Below are 19,232 nucleotides of genomic sequence, written 5' to 3' on the forward strand. Positions count from 1 at the left end.
CAGCGAAACATTCAACTCGGCAGTCTACTCAGATTGTTTCGCTTTGGCACCCTGCCGCAAAATTTCTATAACTTCCTCATCCTCCACCTGAGGGAAATCCATGTAGAACTGCCCGACCGCCTGGAACCACTCCGGTGCCTCCAGGCAAACCACCTCGTCAGCGTAGCGCGCCACTTTTTCCAGCGTGTCTGGCGGAGAAACAGGCACAGCGCAAATCAGCTTTTTCGGGCCTTTCGACTGCAGGGCATGCAGCGCCGAAATCATGGTCGCACCGGTAGCCAGACCATCGTCGAGCACGATCACGATGCGCCCCGCTGGATCGATCGGCGGCCTGATCGGCGTATATTGCGCTCGGCGGTTACGCATGGTTTCCATCTGCGTCTTCTTCTCGGCCTCGAGGTATTCCGGCGTAGCGCCCGCCTGCGCCGCATAATCCGCGATATAGGTCCAGCCGCTTTCATCGATAGAACCAACGGCGAATTCAGGGTTGTAAGGCGCGCGCAGCTTCCTCACCAGCACCACATCCACGTCCCCTTCCAGGGCCGCGGCGACGACACTGGCCATCGGCACAGCGCCGCGCGGAATTGCCAGCACCAGCGGATTTTTCCCTTTATAGACGGCAAGACGTTCCACCAAACGGCGAGCGGCTTCGTTACGATCACGAAATGGCATATGGCCTCCACAACCTGGATATTTCATAAATTGACGCGCGCCCTCGCTGGCCTTTTGCTTGATATGAAAATTTTACTCGGTCGGGCGTATGAATAACTACGCCACTCCTTCGCAAAACTTCCCTACCAAACAAGTGGGGTAAGCAGGGATGGGTGGTTTTATCGCCCAACTCGCAAAATTCTGCACGATCATCGCGCGAATTCATGAAACATCCAGGTTAATTAAATTCTAGTCATTTTCAGGAGATTTTCTTGACGAAAAGGCAGTAATCATTAAAATACCCGCATCCCCTCAGAAGTGAAACTGATGCGTCCTTACAATACTTTCCTGCTCGGCGGATTCCTGTTGCTTGCTAGCATGGCTAGTACAGCCGACAGCATTGACGCTGAAGCGCCGAAACAAACCGCATTCACCAGCTCGATCGACAAAGCGTCGGAAATGCTGATGTACGCGCTGAGCCTGGTGGGAGTCAACTACAAGTACGGCGGAAAGTCGCCAGAAACCGGCCTGGATTGTAGCGGCTTCGTCAGCCACGTATACCAGCAGGCCGCCGGTCTGATCCTGCCGCACAACGCCCGTGCCATCAGCATGTTCGGCCAGAAAATCGCCATTTCAGAACTCCAGCCCGGCGACCTGGTGTTCTTCAACACCATGCGCCATACCTACTCCCACGTCGGCATCTATCTTGGCGAAAACAAATTCGTTCACGCCTCGGTGACCGGGCGCGGCGTCGAAGTCGTCGACATGAAAGAAAACTACTGGGTCAAGCGTTTCAACGGTGCCCGCCGTGTAGTTACTTCTCACCTGCCTTTTGCTGCAGCTTCGAACGAATAAGCGGTAGCGCAGCCAGCGCCGCTTTCTCACCTTCCATGATGGCCAGATGCTTCTGGTCGAATTCAGTAGCACCGATCGTGCCGATTTGCGGCCGGATCACTATGTCCGCCTCGGCCAGCTCATAGCGCCCGATGGTCTGTCCCATGATGCTGAAGGCCTGCAAGAAGATATCGATGGTATCGTTCGGCCGGACATTCTTCGGCTTGCCCGAGATATCCACCGCGATCACGATATCCGCCCCCATACCGCGCGCAGCCCTGACCGGAATCGGGCTAACCAGCCCGCCGTCCACGTACTCCTTGCCGCCGATATTGACCGGCTGAAAGACCCCGGGAATGCTGCTCGAAGCACGCACCGCCATGCCGGTGTTGCCACGGCGGAACACCGCCATCTCCCCGGTCTGCAATTCGGTGGTGACGGCAGCAAAGGGTTTGTTCAAACGCTCGATGGGACGGTTCTGCAGCGCCTTGTTGATAAAATTCTGTAGCATTTCTCCTTTGACGAAGCCTCGGTCCGGTAGCACCCAGTCCCCCACGCTGTCCTGCTCCAGCTGAAAAGCGATTTTCTGCAGCTCAAAGCCGCTGTAACCACCGGCATATAGCGCCCCGACCACGCTGCCGGCACTCGTCCCCACCACCATGTCCGGCACGATGCCATGAGCCTCCAGCGTCTTGATCACGCCGATATGAGCAAACCCGCGCACCGCGCCGCCACCCAGCACCAGTGCGACTTTCGGTGCCGGCGGTTTGGGCGAAGGCTGAACTGCGTGAATGGGTGCTTCCTTAGTCATGGGACTAGAGGCGCAGCCGGAGAGCATCAGCAGGCAGGAAACAAGTGCAGCGGCATAGCCTTTGTACATAAAAAAACCGTGATTATCCAAAGTGTTTAATTGTAATGAATATTCCTGCGTTAAAACATTAATGGCCGATTTTTTTGCGATTCGTCTTAGCAATCAACCCATTTCCGCACCGAATGTCGGCAAAGCATTTTGCGGATAAAGCCGCAGCCTCTCCGACCCCATGTTGCCATGCTTGAGGTAACCCTCCTCTTTTCTGTTAATAGTTTTTTCCTATCACCGCGTTTTAAAAATACAATTTTCAGCCTAGCCATTTAGAAACTATATTGAAATAGCTTAAACGCAACCCGTACTCCCGGCGCGGGACGTAAGCCGGGTCTATGTATAGGAGAACGACCATGCAACTTAAAGGCAGCAAAACCGAGCAGCACCTGAAAGACGCCTTCGCAGGCGAATCCCAGGCCAACCGCCGTTATCTCTATTTCGCCTCCAAGGCTGACATTGAAGGCCACAATGACGTGGCCGCCCTGTTCCGTTCCACCGCCGAGGGCGAGACCGGTCACGCCCATGGCCACCTGGAGTATCTGGAGCAATGCGGAGACCCAGCCACCGGCCTGCCGTTCGGCCCCACGGCTGATAACCTGAAGACCGCGGTGGCGGGCGAGACCCACGAGTACACCGACATGTACCCAGGCATGGCGAAGACCGCCCGCGATGAAGGCTTCGACGAAATCGCCGACTGGTTCGAGACCTTGGCCAAGGCTGAGCGTTCCCACGCCAACCGCTACCAGAAGGCCTTGAACGAATTCGGTAGCTAAAATGTAGCACTCCGGCCACCGCTAGGTGGCCGGACTTCACCAGACATTTATCGGCAACAGGAGAACCCACCATGGCCGGCCCCGCTCGCGAAGGCAACCTGGAAGCGCCCACCCGCCACCCTCTGGACTGGCGAAACCCGGATTTCTATGCCGAGGAATCCTTGTTCAAGGAACTGGAGCGGGTCTTCGACATCTGCCACGGCTGCCGCCGCTGCGTCAGCCTGTGCCAGTCATTTCCCACCCTGTTTGATCTGGTTGACGAGTCCGAATCCATGGAAGTGGATGGCGTAAAAAAATCGGATTACTGGCAGGTCGTGGATCACTGCTACCTCTGCGACCTGTGTTATATGACCAAGTGCCCCTACGTGCCGCCCCACGAGTGGAACCTGGATTTTCCACACCTCATGCTGCGGGCCAAGGCTGTTAAATTCAAGAACGGCGACATCAAGACCCGCGACCTCATCCTCACCAGCACCGATGCAGTCGGCAATCTGGCCGGCATACCGGTGGTGGCCCAGGTAGTCAACGCAGCCAACAGGTTCGGCCCAACGCGCAAGGTGCTGGAGGCGGTGCTGGGGGTGCATGCGGATGCAAAGCTGCCCGAGTACCACAGCAACACCCTGCGCAAACGGCTTTCCGGACATCAAAGCATTTCCCTGCCTGAGCCAGCGGGCAAAACCAGGGGCAAGGTCGCCCTCTTCGCCACCTGCTACATGAACCGCAACGAACCCGGCCCGGGCGAGGATTTCGTCGCCGTTTACGAACACAACGGCATCCCGGTGACGCTTGCGGAAAAGGAGCGCTGCTGCGGCATGCCCAAGCTGGAACTGGGTAACCTGGAGGCGGTGGCCGCGGCCAAGGAGTACAACATCCCCATGCTGGCCAAGCTGGTGGACGCAGGCTGGGACCTCACCGCCCTGATCCCCTCCTGTGTGCTGATGTTCAAACAGGAACTGCCGCTGATGTTCCCGGACGATGCGGAGGTGAAAAAGGTGAAGGAAGCCTTCTACGATCCCTTCGAATATCTGATGCTGCGCCACAAGGAAGGCAAGCTGAAAACCGATTTCAAGCAGCCGCTGGGCAAGATCGCCTACCATGCCGCCTGCCACCAGCGGGTGCAGAACATCGGACAGAAGACGCGCGAGGCCTTGTCGCTAGTACCCGACACCCAGGTGGAGATCATCGAGCGCTGTTCAGGCCACGACGGCACCTACGCGGTGAAGAAAGAGTTCCACGCCTCCGCCATGAAGATCGTCAAGCCGGTGGTGGAACGGGTGAAGAAAGCCCAGGCGCAGCACTACGGCAGCGACTGCGCCATGGCCGGCCATCACATCGAGAATGGCCTGCAGGACGGAAGAGCGCCGGAACATCCCATTTCGCTGCTGCGCAAGGCTTACGCTATCTAAATTACCAGAAAGGAATAAGAAAATGGCAAACGAAGGCTACCATGAACCCGTCGAACAACTCAGCGCCGAGACCCGCGACATGCACCGCGCCATCGTCTCCCTGATGGAGGAGCTTGAGGCAGTGGATTGGTACAACCAGCGCGTGGACGTATGCAGCGACCCCGAGTTGAAGGCGATTCTGGCCCACAACCGCGACGAGGAAAAGGAGCATGCCGCCATGGTGCTGGAGTGGATACGGCGCCGCGACCCGCGCTTTGACAAGGAACTGGGCGATTACCTTTTCACCGACAAGCAGATCGCGCACGAATGAAAATGGATTAGAAAGGATACCCCATGGGCAAGTTGAGCCGGGAGGACCTGTACTCCCTGGAGAAATATGTGGCCATCCGGTCCGATTTCCGCGCCAATGTGATGGAACACAAGAAACATCGCCGAGTGGCGATCGGCGACCATGCCGCGCTCTATTTCGAGGACGCCCTCACTATGCAGTACCAGGTGCAGGAAATGCTGCGCCTGGAACGTATCTTCGAGCCGGAAGGCATCCAGGATGAGCTGGATGTCTATAATCCGCTGATTCCAGACGGCAGCAACTGGAAGGCGACCTTCATGGTGGAGTACGAAGACGAGAAGGAGCGGAAACAAGCCCTCGGCCGTCTCGTCGGCGTTGAAAAAGCCGTGTGGATGCAGGTGGAGGGTTTCGACAAGATCTTCGCCATCGCTAACGAGGACCTGGAGCGGGAAACCGAAGACAAGACCGCCGCGGTGCACTTCATGCGCTTCGAACTCAGCCCAGGGATGGTCACCGCAGTGAAGCAAGGGGCAACGGTCAGTGCGGGCATAGACCACCCCGCCTATCACGAGAAAACAGAATTGCCTCAGGCTGTGCGCAATTCGCTGGCCAGTGATTTGATTTGAGTGTGGCGCCAAATCGCATGGGCCAGTTGCGAGCCATTGGAGTTGCCGTCGTGGGGCTGGCCTATGCGCAGATTGGCGCGGCAGAAGTGTCTCGCGCAACGACAGTGAAATTCAACACCGTGTGCACCCGCTGTCATGAGGGCGAGTGCAGCGGCCGCCTGAGTTTTTCTTCCGGCGTTGCAGCTACCCGCAGTCATGTACGGCGCTACCTCCCCTATTCTTCTTCCCTGGAAGTGGAGGAGCTTTTCGCTATCCTCAAATACACCAAGGAACACTGCGCCCAGTATCCCCTGCCTGATGCCGTTCCCGCTAATGGCGTGTGGGGTGCGGAGGCGTTACGGCAGTGGCGAAGCCCCGATGGCGAGAGCTATTTCATCCCTTTGGGCAAGCTGACCGGCGGAATATATTACCTGGGCTTGCGCTTTGACGGGAAGGCGGAAGCGAGTATGCGCATCACAAACGAAAAATTTGAGGTGCTGCTGGAAGAACAACAGTGCAAAGATCAGACATTTGACCTGACCCTGCCGGTCGCCGCTGAAGCGCTTTATTACCTCCATCTCAAGTCCTATGCGACGTTGCTGGGCCTGACTCTCTCGCCGGTGGGATTGCACGTTCCTGCCGCCTGTACTCCTTCCATTAATTCCTGCATAGCTGAAAAGGGGAGAACATGGGTTCCCTGAGCGAAAAAGGCGGCGGGACATTTGCAGGAATAAAGCTGCTGCTGTGCGAAAACCCGCTGCCTCCCATCGAGGAGGCGGTTGCCGCGGCCAAGGCCAAGGTGCCACACTGCAACTTCTACACCGAGCCCTATTCGGCACCGCTGCGCCGGCATATCAGCGAGCAGCTCGGCGTGCCCGAACGGTTCATTCACATCAACGCCGGCTCCGAGCTGATCCTGCGCCAGCTCTTCGACCACTTCGGCCAGCAGGTCCATCTGCTGACGCCGACCTATGTTCTCTTTCCCGAGATCGCCCAGCACTACACAGAAACACGGCTACTGCCCGAAAATGACTTCGCCTTTGATCTTGCCGAATTGGCGATTCTGCGGGGCACCACGCTCGCTGTCATCGTGAACCCAAACAACCCCAATGGCGGCATCTTCGACATGGCGCCCTTGCCAGAACTGTTGCGCCGCCACCCGGAAACGCGCTTCCTGATTGACGAGGCGTTCATCGGCCTGGCCGGGCGGTCAGTCGCCCATCTGGTGCCCGAGCATCCCAACCTGCTGGTGACACGCACCCTGTCCAAGGCCCACAGCCTGGCGGGCTTTCGCATCGGCTACGCGATCTTGCCCGAGCCCATCGCCGACGACCTGAACAACCACAACGACGCCTACCCGCTCGCCCGTCCCAGTCAGGCTGCAGCCATCGCCACGCTTCAGCACGAGCACAAAATTCTTGCCCGCGCTGCGCAATTGCACGCCTGGACCGAGGAACTCGCGGCGGATTTACGCGCCCTCGGCGTACGTACTTATCCCACTCGAACCTATTTCTTCCTCGCCGACTTCGCACCGCACAACGCGTCCGGCATTGCGGACCAGCTTCGCAGCCGCGACATACTGATCAAGCCGCTGAACGATCCGGCGCTTGGTCCAGGCTATATGCGCGTCACCACGGCATTGCCCGAAGGCAACCGACACTTCGTTGACGCGCTGAGGAATTGCTGTCCCGTGCCTAGAGTTGCCCCCTTCGAGACTCACCATCATCGCTATGAGGCGTGGTTCTGAAAGCACAAGGCTGCTTATATCTCGGAGCTGCTCGCCCTGCGGCCGTTCGTGCCTTGGGAGGGATGGGGAATCGAGATCGGGGTGGGCAGCGGTCGCTTCGCAACGCCGCTGGGAATGCAGGTGGGCTAGGTCCCAAGATAAATCAGGCTGCACGGCCCACCATACAAGGTTGAATTTTACCGCTCCAGAGTATCTAATCACCACAAACTCTGCCATTTCTGCGCTCAAGCACATGCATGTTCGCCCATAACGTCAAATTCAGCCTCGGAATCGGCTTTGCGCTGGTGCTGGCGCTCATGCTCGCCCTTGCACTGGTAGGCCTGCATCAGATGGCCGCCATCAATGAACGGCTGGAAAACATAGTCGAGGACAACAACGCCAAGACCGAACTCGCCACCATCATGCGTGACTCCCTGCGCGAGCGGGCGATCAGCATGCATACCATCGTAGTACTGAAAGACGCGTTCGAGCAGGATAGCGAGCGCCTGCGCTTTTACAGTTATGGCGAAAATTTTGCTGTCGCCCGGCAACAGCTGGATCAAATGGTATCCAGCATGGAAGAGAAGCTGGTCATGACCGAAATCAGCAATCTCACCCAGACCACGCAGCCCTTGGTCATCAAAGCCATAGAACTCGCCATGGCACACGATCCATCGACCTTCGACGTGCTGCAGCATGAAACCATCCCGGCACAGAAGCGGCTGTTACACGAGCTGGATGTCCTGCTCAAGCTGCAGCGCGAGGCGACGAAAAAAGCGGCGAAAGAAGCGGCCCAGGCTTACAGCGAAACCCGAATGCTGATGCTCTTGCTGGGCGCGTCGGCTTTGCTTCTCGGCATCGGCATCGCCATTCTGGTCACTCGCCGTGCAGCGCAGCATACCCGGGAAATTGAGCACGCCGCCAACATCAAGTCCGAATTCGTCGCCAACGTCAGTCATGAAATCCGCACCCCAATGAACGGCATCCTCGGCATGGCCGCGTTGCTGCTTGACACCCGGCTCACTCCGGAACAGCGGGATTACGCCGAGACGATGCGCACTTCGGCGGAATCTCTGCTCGCCATCATCAATGACATCCTCGACTTTTCCAAGATCGAAGCCGGCAAACTGGATATGGAAACCGACGACTTTGACCTCCGCGAAATCGTTGCGGAAGTGGCGGAACTCCTGGCGGGGCAGGCACAAAGCAAAAACCTCGAGTTGCACTACGACATTCCACCTGGACACGATTTCCACCTACGCGGTGCAGCCGGGCGCCTACGCCAGATTCTCACCAACCTGACCGCCAATGCAGTTAAATTTACTGATGTCGGTGAAGTGCTACTGAGGGTAATCCCCGAGAAGGAAGAAGCTGGCGCCATAACGCTGCGTTTCGAGGTTAGAGACACCGGCATCGGCATCAGCGATGAAGGCCATCGACGCCTGTTCCAGTCTTTCTCCCAGGGCGACGGATCGGCCACCCGCAAGCACGGCGGCACCGGACTCGGCCTGGTCATCTCAAAACAACTCACTGAGATGATGGGTGGTGAAATCGGTGTGGACAGCAGCCCCGGACAGGGCAGCACCTTCTGGTTCCGGCTGCACCTGGACAGACAGCCGGGGCGTTCAGTTCCGGTCGAGCCCGATATCAACCTGCACGGGTTACGTGTGCTCATCGCCAGCGGCAACGCCAATTGCCGCGCAATTCTGGAACATCAACTCGAATTCTGGCAAGTCCCCTGTGCCGCAGTTACTACCGGCGAAGAAGCCTTAATACGACTGCATGCCGCGCAGGATGAAGAAACCATGTTTAACCTGGTAATCCTCGACACCACCCTGCCCGACCACAGCATCACCACTCTATCGCGCCTGATCAAGAACGATACCGGGCAGGCATCACTACGTCTGGTGCTGCTGGCACCTGTTACGTTACGTTCCCACAAGGAAGAGCTAATCGCAGCCGGCATCGACATCATGCTCACCAAACCGGTGCGCATGAATAAGCTTGCAGCTGCCCTGGCAGGTACGGAGCAACCAGTCCGCGACCGTCATACCGACTCGACGCTTCGCCCCGCCGCGAAAATTTCGCCTGCTGCACGCATCCTGATCGTAGAAGACAACCTGGTCAACCGCAAGGTCGTACTCTACATGCTGAATAAACTAGCGCTTCAGGCCGAAAGTGCCAGCAACGGACGGGAAGCCCTGGAAGCGCTGGCGAAAAGTTGCTATGACCTAGTGCTGATGGACTGTCAGATGCCAGAACTGGATGGATTCGAGGCCACTGCCGCAATCCGTCGCCGCGAAAAAGCCGCGCACGCAAAAAGAGTTCCGATTATCGCCATGACCGCCAACGCCATGCACGGTGACCGGGAAAAATGCCTGGCGGCAGGCATGGATGATTACCTGATGAAACCACTGGAACCCGGAGATCTGGAGTCCGTCCTTAAAATATGGCTGCCGCATACGATCTTTCACGGGCTTCAGCCCGTAGAAAGTCGGAGTCCCCTTGTGGGGCATCTGGAAGACAACACAGCATCCACGTCTACGGAAAGGCCGCCTGTCGATCTTGAACACCTATACGACACATTCAATCAGGATCATAAAATCGTTGAGGAATTGCTGGCACTATATCTCGACACCACGCCTGCGCTTTTGGAGAGACTTAAGGCCGCGATCGAACAAAATGAAATCACAGGTTCAAGGGCGGCCCACGAACTCAAGGGCGCATCCGCTTATATCTCCGCACGAAAAATGGCCGATCTGGCACTTGAGGCTGAACAGGCTATAAGGAATGGAACTTGGGAGCAAGCCGGAGAAATTATGGAACAGATGGAAACGGCGTTCATCCGTATTCTGGCGTTTGCACACCAGAACAAGCACCAGGATCCATTCCTCCCTCAATAGGTAATCGTTTTCCAGTCGTCATCCATGACCCGGGTGACGAAGGTCGCAGCGCCAGCAATACCCGTGCATTCCGGCACCAGTTCCTCCTGGGTCACATCACAAGGCTCCATCGCCCCGCCGCAGGCAAAGAACTTGACGCCGAGATCGGAAGCATCCTTCATGAATTCGTAGACTGACTTAGTCCGGATGTCACTGGGAAAAATATTCTCGGCCACGCCCTTGATCAACAGGCGCACAGAACGACTGGCAAAATAAATCTCGACATCCACGTCCATCGCAGCCGCCGCCGCTGCCTGGAAAAATGGGGTACCGCACACATGAGGATGATCCGGGTCGACCGTCAGCAGCATGATTGCAAGTTTGTCAGCCATATTCAAATACCGTACCCGATTTGACGCGGTGCGTCAATTAAGCACCGGCAAAGCCAGGGGCTTATTGGGCGAGTGCCCCAAAGGCGCCCTAAAACTGGGCAAGATTAGCTGCAAAAAAATGGCTCCTTGCATAATTTAATAGCGCCATTATGTTCATTAGCGATTGCGCCCTGCCGTACGCACCATTAAAAAAGGCCCACCGCCTGATGGCTGGAGGGCCTCGTCCTTCGTTAATCCTGCGCTGGTTGCGACAATTTTTTAATGCTCAACCTTTTCCAGCTTTTCTTTCTTGATGCTGATGTCCGCCTTCTGCTTCAGGCTCGCCAGATAGGCAGCAGAATATTCCTGTGCAAATGCCTGCCGCAACTGGTTGGCGTAGGATTTCTTTTTTTCCGGATCGATTGCACCGGGCTCGACAACCTTGCTTACTTTGATCAATAGATATCCGCCCTTGGGATTATCGATACCCGTATAGGCCGGCAATTTCCCCGCATCCGCCCGGAAAATCTGGTTCAACGCATCCTTGCCCATACTGGAAGCATTTTCGCGGTTGATCAGGATAGTCGCACCCCATTTCAAATCGGCAACTGCATTCCCTTTCTGCAGGCTGGATAATGCCTCCTTGCCCTTCTTCACCGCCATGGCATTACCCTGTTCGTATAGCAGGCGCTTGGCCAATTCAGTATTTAGCTCCTCGAACGGCTTATAGCTGGCCGCCTTGTATTCTGCTACCCGCGCTGCCACCAGCGTATTCGGCGCGACCTCAACCGCTTCAGTGTTGCGTTTAAGCTTGAGCGAGTCCTCCGAAAACACTGCCTGCAACAGCTTGGGATGATTCAGCAGGGCCATGTTCGCCCCCTTTTTGCTGATCCACGGGCTAGACTGAATGCTTAATTTCAGCGCGTCAGCCACTGGCCTGAGGCTGTCCGGCTGCTCGTAAACCGTGTTGCTGAAAGTTTCAGCCAGCTCGACGAATTTCTTGACTGCCTTCTGTTTCTTCAGTTCCTGCGCGATTTCCCCCCTGACCGCATCGAAGCTGCGAGCGCCACCCTGCCTGATCGCTGTCAATTTGATGATATGGAAGCCGAAATCGGACTGAACCAGGCCAGAAATTTCCCCACCCTTCATGCCAAACGCGGCATCCTCAAACGGCTTGACCATCGCACCTCGTGCGAAATAACCCAGATCTCCTCCTTTGGCCGCGGAACCCGTGTCCTTAGAGTACTGTTTGGCGAGATCCTCGAATTTTGCCGGGTTCTGTTTGATTTCTTTCAGAATCTGCTCCGCCTGGGTACGCTCTGCAATCAGAATATGACTCGCTCTGCGTTGCTCCGGCTCATTGTATTGGGCGCTATGCTCGTCATAATATTTTTTCGATTCTTCATCGCTGACAACCATCTGTTGCTGCAATTCATCCACCGACAAGACCACGTAATCAAGCCGAGCCTGCTCGGGGACAAGGAATTCCTCGCGGTGTTTGTCATAGTAGGCCTTGACGTCGGCGGGATCGACTTTCAGCTGAATCATGTATTGCTCGGGCGTCAGCATAGCCTGGCTGATTTCACGCTGCTGCTCGGCCAGCCGAGCAATCATTTCCTCTGAGGTGCGCGGCACGGCAACGCCATGGGACAGCCCTTCTAGCAACTGCTGAATCACCAGGTTCTGGCGCAAACGATTCTCGAAAACCGCAGGAGTCATTTCCTGGGCACGTATCATGGATTCATACCGAGCTTGGGAAAACTTGCCGTCCTGCTGGAATTCCGGGATCTCGGCAATAATCGAGGCGAGCAGCGTATCGGGCAGTTTAAACCCGACACGGTTAGCCTCCGCGGCCAGCAAGCGCTGCTGAACCAGTCCATCCAGAACGGACTGGCGGACTTCAGGACCATCCAGCATGGCCTGATCGAAGCGCTCGCCCATCGCGACACGCATCCGTTCCTGTTGTTCCTTTAAAGTCCGGCTGAATTCCTGTCTGGTGATGTTCTGCCCATCTACCTTAGCCACAATGTCAGCCTTGTCACCGCCGCGTATGTAGGAGTCCACCCCCCATAACGCAAAGGGAATGGTAATCAGACCCAGGATAATTTTGACGATTACACCCTGAGCGCGTTCTCGAATGATTTCCAGCATATTACGAACACCTCGGCCCCATAGCGGGGAAGCACAAAAAAAATGGGCGAAACAGCGTTCGCCCATGTATGGCGGAGTGGACGGGACTCGAACCCGCGACCCCCGGCGTGACAGGCCGGTATTCTAACCGACTGAACTACCACTCCATGTACCTAAAAACCACAAAATTCAATGGTGGGTGCTGACGGGGTCGAACCGCCGACATTCGCCTTGTAAGGGCGACGCTCTACCAACTGAGCTAAGCACCCGAAGTTCGCTAGTTTACAGCATCTTTCAGCGCTTTGCCAGAACGGAACTTAGGCACTTTAGCTGCCTTGATCTTGATGGTTGCGCCGGTGCGAGGATTGCGGCCATTGCGAGCGGCGCGTGTACCGACGTAGAACGTACCAAAACCAACCAGGGTAACCATATCACCCTTTTTCATTGCGACTTTAACGGCACCAATAGTAGCATCCAGAGCACGGCCAGCAGCAGCCTTGGACATATCGGCGGATTTAGCGATTGCATCAATCAACTCGGATTTGTTCACGTGTAGTCCCCTTTCTATTCGGTTGAGAAACAGGTTTAGTCCTGCACACACTTTATAACAAGCCGCAAAACCATGTGTCAAGCGGTTTCAGCAAAATGAATCCGATTTAATGGCGTCATATAAGGGGTTCCGGGCAGAGAGCAAAATTTGGGCCACAAACATGACAGATACAATGAAAACAAAAAAAGCCAACCCGGTCAGCGAATTGACGGATTGGCTTTTAATGAAGCGCGATGCGAGCTAATGCTTGATGACGGCGTCCTCTGTTTTTTCTTCAGCCGGCGGCATAGGCGTGGTTGCAACCACCTCTGGCAGCGCCTCCGGCTTGCGCTCGAGCGCATAACCGAGCACTTCATCGATCCACTTGACCGGGTGGATATCCAGCCGATTTTTGATGTTATCCGGGATCTCAACCAGATCCTTGACGTTCTCATGAGGAATCAAGACAGTTTTAATCCCGCCACGGTGAGCCGCCAGCAGCTTCTCTTTCAACCCTCCGATCGGCAAAACTTCACCACGCAGAGTGATCTCGCCGGTCATCGCGACATCTGCCCGCACCGGAATTCCGGTCAGGATGGATACCATTGCGGTTGTGATGGCAATGCCTGCGCTAGGACCATCCTTCGGCGTTGCACCTTCCGGCAAGTGAATGTGGACATCATTCTTCTGATAAAAATCCTCGGGGATGCCTAGCGCGCGTGAGCGGCTACGTACCACGGAAAGCGCAGCCTGAATAGATTCCTGCATCACTTCGCCAAGCTTGCCCGTGGTTATCATCTTGCCCTTGCCGGGCAGCGCAACCGCCTCGATGGTCAGCAACTCACCACCCACTTCGGTCCAGGCAAGCCCCGTCACCTGGCCAACCTGGTTATTCTGCTCAGCCATACCGTAGCTGTAACGGCGCACCCCCAGGTACTTATCGAGACCGCGCGCGGTCACCGCGATTTTGCCTTTGCCCTTCCTGAGCAACAGCGCTTTCACCACCTTGCGACAAATTTTGGCGATTTCCCGCTCCAGACTACGTACCCCCGCCTCGCGGGTGTAATAACGAACGATGTCTCGCACGGCACTTTCGGCGATACTGGCCTCTTCCTCTTTAAGTCCGTGCAATTTCAACTGCTTCGGCAGCAGATAGCGCATCGCGATGTTGATCTTCTCGTCCTCGGTGTATCCGGACAACCGAATCACTTCCATCCGGTCGAGTAGTGGGCCGGGGATGTTCATGGAGTTGGAAGTGGCGACGAACATCACGTCGGACAGGTCATACTCCACCTCGACATAGTGGTCGACGAAGGTATGGTTCTGTTCTGGATCGAGCACCTCCAGCAGCGCCGAGGAGGGGTCGCCACGGAAGTCCGCCCCCATCTTGTCCACTTCGTCCAGCAAAAACAGTGGATTACGTACACCAACCTTGGTCATGCTCTGTAGGATCTTGCCAGGCATGGATCCGATGTAGGTGCGGCGGTGACCGCGAATCTCGGCCTCGTCGCGCACCCCGCCAAGCGCCATGCGGATGAACTTGCGATTGGTCGCGCGGGCGATGGACTGACCCAGTGATGTCTTGCCTACACCTGGTGGGCCAACCAGACACAGAATAGGCGCCTTGAATTTATCCACACGCTGCTGTACTGCCAGGTATTCGACAATACGCTCCTTGACCTTCTCCAGGCCATAATGATCCTTCTCCAGCACTGCTTCAGCGGCCTTTAGATCCTTGCTGATCTTGGTTTTTTTCTTCCACGGCAACCCGGTCAGAACATCAATGAAGTTGCGCACTACCGTCGCTTCCGCCGACATTGGTGACATCAGGCGCAGTTTCTTCAATTCGGATTCAGCCTTGGCAAGTGCATCCTTGGGCATGGAGGCTGCCTTGATTTTCTTTTCCAGTTCGTCCAGATCAGAGCCTTCTTCCATATCGCCCAGTTCTTTCTGGATCGCCTTTACCTGCTCATTCAGGTAATACTCGCGCTGGCTCTTTTCCATCTGGCGTTTGACACGGCCACGGATGCGTTTTTCCACCTGGAGGATATCGATTTCCGCATCCAGAATGCCAAGCATGTGCTCCAGGCGTTTTTGCACGCTCATCATTTCCAGGATTTCCTGCTTCTGCTCGATCTTGAGCGGCAGGTGAGCGGCGATGGTATCAGCCAGACGCCCCGCCTCATCAATACTGGCCAGCGACGTGAGGATCTCCGGTGGAATCTTCTTGTTGAGCTTGACGTACTGGTCGAACTGCGCGAAAAGACCGCGACGCAAAGCCTCGATCTCGTTTTCTTCGCCATCTTCCTGCGTGATCAGGTCGGCTTCAGCAACGAAGTGGGTCTTGGCATCGGAAAATTTGGTAACCTGAGCACGCTGACTGCCTTCCACCAGCACCTTGACGGTGCCATCGGGCAGTTTCAGCATCTGCAGAATGCTGGCCATGCAACCGACCTCATACAGGTCCTCCGGCACTGGCTCGTCCTTGGCGGCGGATTTCTGCGCCACCAGCATGATGTGCTTCCCGGACTCCATGGCGGTTTCCAGCGCCTTGATGGACTTGGGGCGCCCTACGAATAGCGGGATCACCATGTGCGGGAACACCACCACGTCGCGCAGCGGCAACAGCGGCAGTGTTACGGATTGTTCTAATGGGTCATTGTGTACAGTCATGGGCTCCACCTGAAATTAAACTTACAAGTACAAAGGTAGGGACGACTTGCGGCAATTCAAGTGCATCTGAAAAAAATTGAAAGCCGCCCACAGGAAGCCAATCAAGCCGCCGCTGGGGAAGCGGCGGCAAACATCAGGCAGTGCCAGCCACCTTCGGCTGGTCAGCGTAAATCAGGATCGGCTGACTCTCCCCCTTGACCACCCCGTCGTCGATCACTGCCTTGGCGACATTACTCATGGAGGGCAGGTCGTACATGATATCCAGCAAAGTATGTTCCAGAATCGAACGCAAGCCACGGGCACCAGTCTTTCTCGCCAACGCTTTCTTGGCAATGGCGAGCAGCGAATTTTCCCTGAATTCCAACTCGACCCCTTCCATCGCAAAGAGTTTTTGATACTGCTTGATCAGGGCATTCTTGGGCTCGGTCAGGATGCGCATCAGCGCATGCTCGTCGAGATCCTCGAGGGTTGCAATAACGGGCAGGCGGCCGACAAATTCCGGGATCAGGCCGAACTTGATCAGGTCTTCCGGTTCGACGTCGCGCAACACGGCACCGATTTCCTTGCGATCATCCTTGCTCTTCACTTCAGCGCCAAAGCCGATTCCGCCCTTCTCGGAGCGCATTCGAATCACCTTATCCAGGCCGCTGAACGCACCACCGCAGATAAACAGAATGTTGGTGGTATCAATCTGAACGAACTCCTGATTCGGATGTTTGCGTCCGCCCTGCGGCGGCACCGAGGCAGTGGTGCCCTCAATCAGCTTGAGCAGCGCCTGCTGCACGCCTTCACCGGACACATCGCGGGTAATCGAGGGATTGTCGGATTTGCGTGAAATCTTGTCGATTTCATCAATGTAGACAATGCCACGCTGCGCCTTCTCCACATCGTAATCACATTTCTGCAGCAATTTCTGGATGATGTTTTCGACGTCCTCGCCAACGTAACCCGCTTCAGTCAGGGTGGTGGCATCGGCGATAACGAAAGGCACGTTGAGCATGCGCGCCAGGGTCTGGGCCAGCAGGGTCTTACCGGAGCCGGTTGGGCCAATCAGCAGGATATTGCTCTTGGACAGTTCGACCTCGTCGGTCTTCGAACTATTCTTGAGCCGCTTGTAGTGATTGTAAACTGCAACAGAAAGAATTTTCTTCGCCTTCGGCTGATCGATCACGTATTCGTCGAGCATCTGGCAGATTTCCTGAGGCACGGGCAAGTCGGAAGCACCGCCCTTTGCCGACTGATCACCCTGCGCCTCCTCGCGAATAATGTCGTTGCACAGTTCGACGCACTCGTCGCAGACAAACACGGACGGGCCGGCAATCAATTTACGCACTTCATGTTGGCTTTTGCCGCAGAACGAGCAGTAAAGCAGTTTTTCGCTGCCGGTTTTATCAGACATATTCAGTTTTCCTCAAATATTTTAGGCATCAACCAGTAATATCGGTTCGATTCGCCAGTACTTTATCCACCAGCCCATATTTAACCGCTTCATCACCGCTCATGAAATTATCACGGTCGCTGTCTTTTTCAATGGTTTTAACAGACTGGCCGGTGTGCTGAGCCAGCATCGTATTCAGGCGCTGTCTCAAGTATAGGATTTCCTTGGCATGGATTTCAATATCGGAAGCCTGACCCTGAAAACCGCCCGACGGTTGATGAATCATCACGCGAGAGTTCGGCAAACAGAAACGTTTACCCTTGGCGCCGGCCGCAAGCAAAAATGAACCCATGCTAGCCGCTTGGCCCAGACAGAGAGTGCTGACGTCCGGCTTGATAAACTGCATGGTGTCGTAAATCGACATGCCAGCACTGACCGAACCACCCGGCGAGTTGATGTAGAAGAAAATATCCTTGTCAGGATTGTCCGATTCCAGAAACAGCATCTGTGCCACGATCAGGTTGGCCGTCATATCATTGACAGGACCTACCAGAAAAATCACCCGCTCCTTGAGCAGACGAGAATAAATGTCGAACGCGCGTTCGCCACGCCCACTCTGCTCGATCACCATCGGGACCATACCCAGGTTTTGCGGCTCCCAGTTCTGACTATGAATCATTAATTATTCCCCATCAGTTCATCAAAGGCGGAATTAACTTCCACCACTTTGGCGCGTTCCAGCACCCATTTGACCACATTGTCTTCTATAACCAACGATTCGACTGCGGCCAGGCGATTCGGTTCACCATAATACCAAGCCAGTACCTGCTCCGGCTGCTCATAACTCTGCGCCAGCTCATTCACCAGTTCACGCACCTGCTCGGGCTTGGCCTGCAACTGGTGCGCATTAACCAGCTCCGACATGATCAAGCCAAGGCTGACACGGCGGCGCGCCTGATCCTCGAACAAATTGGCTGGCAGCGAAATATCGCCGCTGGCGCTCAATCCACGAGCACGTAAATCTTCGCCTGCCTGCTGGCGAAGATGGTCAATCTCCATCTCGATCAGAGATCTGGGCTGCTCGAACGGTGTCGCGTCGAGCAGAGCCTGCATCACACGCTCCTTGACCCGGCCGTCAATGCGCTTTTTCACTTCGCGTTCCAGGTTGGCCTTGATTTCGCTGCGCATGGTTTCCAGATTGCCGTCCGATACGCCCAGCGACTTGGCGAAATCCGCATCGACTTCCGGCAGTTTCGGCTCCGCAACCTGATTCAGCGTCACCGCAAAAGTCACGGTTTTTCCGGCTAGTTCCTTGGCATGATAATCTTCGGGAAAGGTTAATTCAAACGATTTGCTCTCGCCTGCCGTCATCCCAAGGATCGCACCTTCAAAATCCTTCAGCGTATGACCTTCGCCCAGCACCAGCTTATAGTCCTTGGCCTGACCGCCCTGGAATTCTTCACCATTCAGGGTGCCGCGATAGTCAATTTCGACCTGATCGCCAGTTGCAGCTTTGCGCTTGGCCGGCGCATAGCTCACGCGCTGCTTGCGCAGGATTTCGATAGTTTTATCAACCTCGGTATCGCCAACCACCACCTGCGAACGATCGATCGCTACCCCGCTGATATCACCCACCACAACCTCAGGATAAACTTCGAAAGTCGCAGCGAATTGCAGATCCTTGGACTCGCCCTCGGCCTGCTTGGCCTCGATCCGCGGATAGCCTGCCACTTTCAGGTTCTGTGCCCTGACCGCTTCGGAAAAGTTTTTCTGCACCGCCTCGCCCAGGACTTCCTGGCGTACCTGGCCACTATACTGCTGCTCCACAATCTTCATCGGCACCTTGCCGGGACGGAAACCATCCATCTTGACCGTGCGCGCCAGCCGTTTCAGCCTGTTACCCACTTCCGCTTCCATGCTGGCGAGCGAAACGGCCAGGGTAAGAGTGCGTTGCAGTGAGCTGGAGTTTTCCGTAGTTGTTTCCATTACCTGTCTATCCCTCTTAATTTAAAGACTGTTGCATGTCTGGTGCGAAAGGGGGGACTCGAACCCCCACACCTTGCGGCGCTGGAACCTAAATCCAGTGCGTCTACCAATTCCGCCACTTTCGCAAAAACCTATAG

General features: G+C 55.8%; 17 protein-coding genes and 3 tRNA genes. 8 read left to right on the top strand and 12 right to left on the bottom strand.

Features of this window, described 5'->3' with window-relative positions; all coding sequences use genetic code 11:
- Positions 1-24: 24 nt before the first annotated feature.
- Positions 25-672 (bottom strand): phosphoribosyltransferase, encoded by a 648-nt coding sequence (locus tag SCT_RS04505; protein WP_059419569.1) that lies wholly within the window; start codon positions 670-672, stop codon positions 25-27.
- Between the two features lie 306 nt (positions 673-978).
- On the opposite strand from SCT_RS04505, the gene SCT_RS04510 reads away from it, so the two are divergent.
- On the top strand, positions 979-1,506 hold the full coding sequence (locus tag SCT_RS04510) for a C40 family peptidase (RefSeq protein ID WP_059419571.1): 528 nt from the start codon (positions 979-981) through the stop codon (positions 1,504-1,506).
- On the opposite strand, the gene SCT_RS04515 is transcribed toward SCT_RS04510, so the two are convergent.
- A complete protein-coding gene (locus SCT_RS04515; RefSeq protein WP_059419574.1) occupies positions 1,466-2,365 on the bottom strand; it encodes a patatin-like phospholipase family protein in 900 nt (299 codons plus the stop codon). The genes SCT_RS04510 and SCT_RS04515 overlap by 41 nt on opposite strands.
- A gap of 335 nt (positions 2,366-2,700) precedes the next feature.
- Between SCT_RS04515 and SCT_RS04520 the strand changes: the two genes are divergently transcribed.
- The 7 genes from SCT_RS04520 (at position 2,701) to SCT_RS04550 (ending at position 10,049) form a co-directional block, all read left to right on the top strand.
- The gene (locus SCT_RS04520; RefSeq protein WP_059419576.1) at positions 2,701-3,120 is read left to right on the top strand and encodes a rubrerythrin family protein; all 420 of its coding nucleotides are present in this window, start codon (positions 2,701-2,703) and stop codon (positions 3,118-3,120) included.
- Between the two features lie 71 nt (positions 3,121-3,191).
- Positions 3,192-4,526, top strand: a complete 1,335-nt coding sequence (locus SCT_RS04525) for a heterodisulfide reductase-related iron-sulfur binding cluster (protein WP_059419578.1) — start codon at positions 3,192-3,194, stop codon at positions 4,524-4,526.
- 22 nt (positions 4,527-4,548) lie between these two features.
- Positions 4,549-4,836, top strand: coding sequence for an encapsulin-associated ferritin-like protein (locus SCT_RS04530; RefSeq protein ID WP_059419580.1), 288 nt, complete (start codon positions 4,549-4,551; stop codon positions 4,834-4,836).
- Between the two features lie 23 nt (positions 4,837-4,859).
- The gene (locus SCT_RS04535) at positions 4,860-5,441 is read left to right on the top strand and encodes a DUF3501 family protein (RefSeq protein ID WP_059419582.1); all 582 of its coding nucleotides are present in this window, start codon (positions 4,860-4,862) and stop codon (positions 5,439-5,441) included.
- A gap of 17 nt (positions 5,442-5,458) precedes the next feature.
- The gene (locus SCT_RS04540) at positions 5,459-6,121 is read left to right on the top strand and encodes a hypothetical protein (RefSeq protein WP_059419584.1); all 663 of its coding nucleotides are present in this window, start codon (positions 5,459-5,461) and stop codon (positions 6,119-6,121) included.
- On the top strand, positions 6,109-7,167 hold the full coding sequence (locus tag SCT_RS04545) for a histidinol-phosphate transaminase (RefSeq protein ID WP_202812121.1): 1,059 nt from the start codon (positions 6,109-6,111) through the stop codon (positions 7,165-7,167). The genes SCT_RS04540 and SCT_RS04545 overlap by 13 nt, the downstream gene beginning before the upstream one ends.
- 236 nt (positions 7,168-7,403) lie before the next feature.
- Positions 7,404-10,049, top strand: coding sequence for a response regulator (locus SCT_RS04550; protein WP_059419588.1), 2,646 nt, complete (start codon positions 7,404-7,406; stop codon positions 10,047-10,049).
- On the opposite strand, the gene SCT_RS04555 is transcribed toward SCT_RS04550, so the two are convergent.
- The 10 genes from SCT_RS04555 to SCT_RS04600 all read right to left on the bottom strand — a co-directional run bounded on the left by SCT_RS04555 (position 10,043) and on the right by SCT_RS04600 (position 19,220).
- Complete coding sequence (locus SCT_RS04555) at positions 10,043-10,420, bottom strand: DsrE/DsrF/DrsH-like family protein (RefSeq protein WP_059419590.1); 378 nt, start codon at positions 10,418-10,420, stop codon at positions 10,043-10,045. The genes SCT_RS04550 and SCT_RS04555 overlap by 7 nt on opposite strands.
- Positions 10,421-10,678: 258 nt before the next feature.
- Positions 10,679-12,550, bottom strand: coding sequence for a SurA N-terminal domain-containing protein (locus tag SCT_RS04560; RefSeq protein WP_059419595.1), 1,872 nt, complete (start codon positions 12,548-12,550; stop codon positions 10,679-10,681).
- A gap of 69 nt (positions 12,551-12,619) precedes the next feature.
- Positions 12,620-12,696 (bottom strand) — tRNA-Asp (locus tag SCT_RS04565).
- A 26-nt stretch (positions 12,697-12,722) separates the two neighbouring features.
- Positions 12,723-12,798, bottom strand: a tRNA-Val gene (locus SCT_RS04570).
- Positions 12,799-12,806: 8 nt separating this feature from the next.
- Complete coding sequence (locus tag SCT_RS04575; protein ID WP_256381545.1) at positions 12,807-13,097, bottom strand: HU family DNA-binding protein; 291 nt, start codon at positions 13,095-13,097, stop codon at positions 12,807-12,809.
- A gap of 222 nt (positions 13,098-13,319) precedes the next feature.
- Entirely contained in the window at positions 13,320-15,731 is a 2,412-nt protein-coding gene (lon, locus tag SCT_RS04580; RefSeq protein ID WP_059419606.1) for an endopeptidase La, read from the bottom strand.
- A gap of 133 nt (positions 15,732-15,864) precedes the next feature.
- A complete protein-coding gene (gene clpX, locus SCT_RS04585) occupies positions 15,865-17,130 on the bottom strand; it encodes an ATP-dependent Clp protease ATP-binding subunit ClpX (RefSeq protein ID WP_059419610.1) in 1,266 nt (421 codons plus the stop codon).
- 28 nt (positions 17,131-17,158) lie between these two features.
- Positions 17,159-17,788, bottom strand: a complete 630-nt coding sequence (gene clpP, locus SCT_RS04590; protein ID WP_059419613.1) for an ATP-dependent Clp endopeptidase proteolytic subunit ClpP — start codon at positions 17,786-17,788, stop codon at positions 17,159-17,161.
- Positions 17,788-19,095: a trigger factor gene (gene tig, locus SCT_RS04595; protein ID WP_059419616.1), complete on the bottom strand. Its 1,308-nt coding sequence runs from the start codon at positions 19,093-19,095 to the stop codon at positions 17,788-17,790. The genes clpP and tig overlap by 1 nt, the downstream gene beginning before the upstream one ends.
- 40 nt (positions 19,096-19,135) lie before the next feature.
- Positions 19,136-19,220: transfer RNA gene (locus SCT_RS04600), tRNA-Leu, on the bottom strand.
- Between the last annotated feature and the right edge of the window lie 12 nt (positions 19,221-19,232).

This window comes from Sulfuricella sp. T08 (genome assembly GCF_000971475.1).
GTDB lineage: Bacteria > Pseudomonadota > Gammaproteobacteria > Burkholderiales > Sulfuricellaceae > Sulfuricella.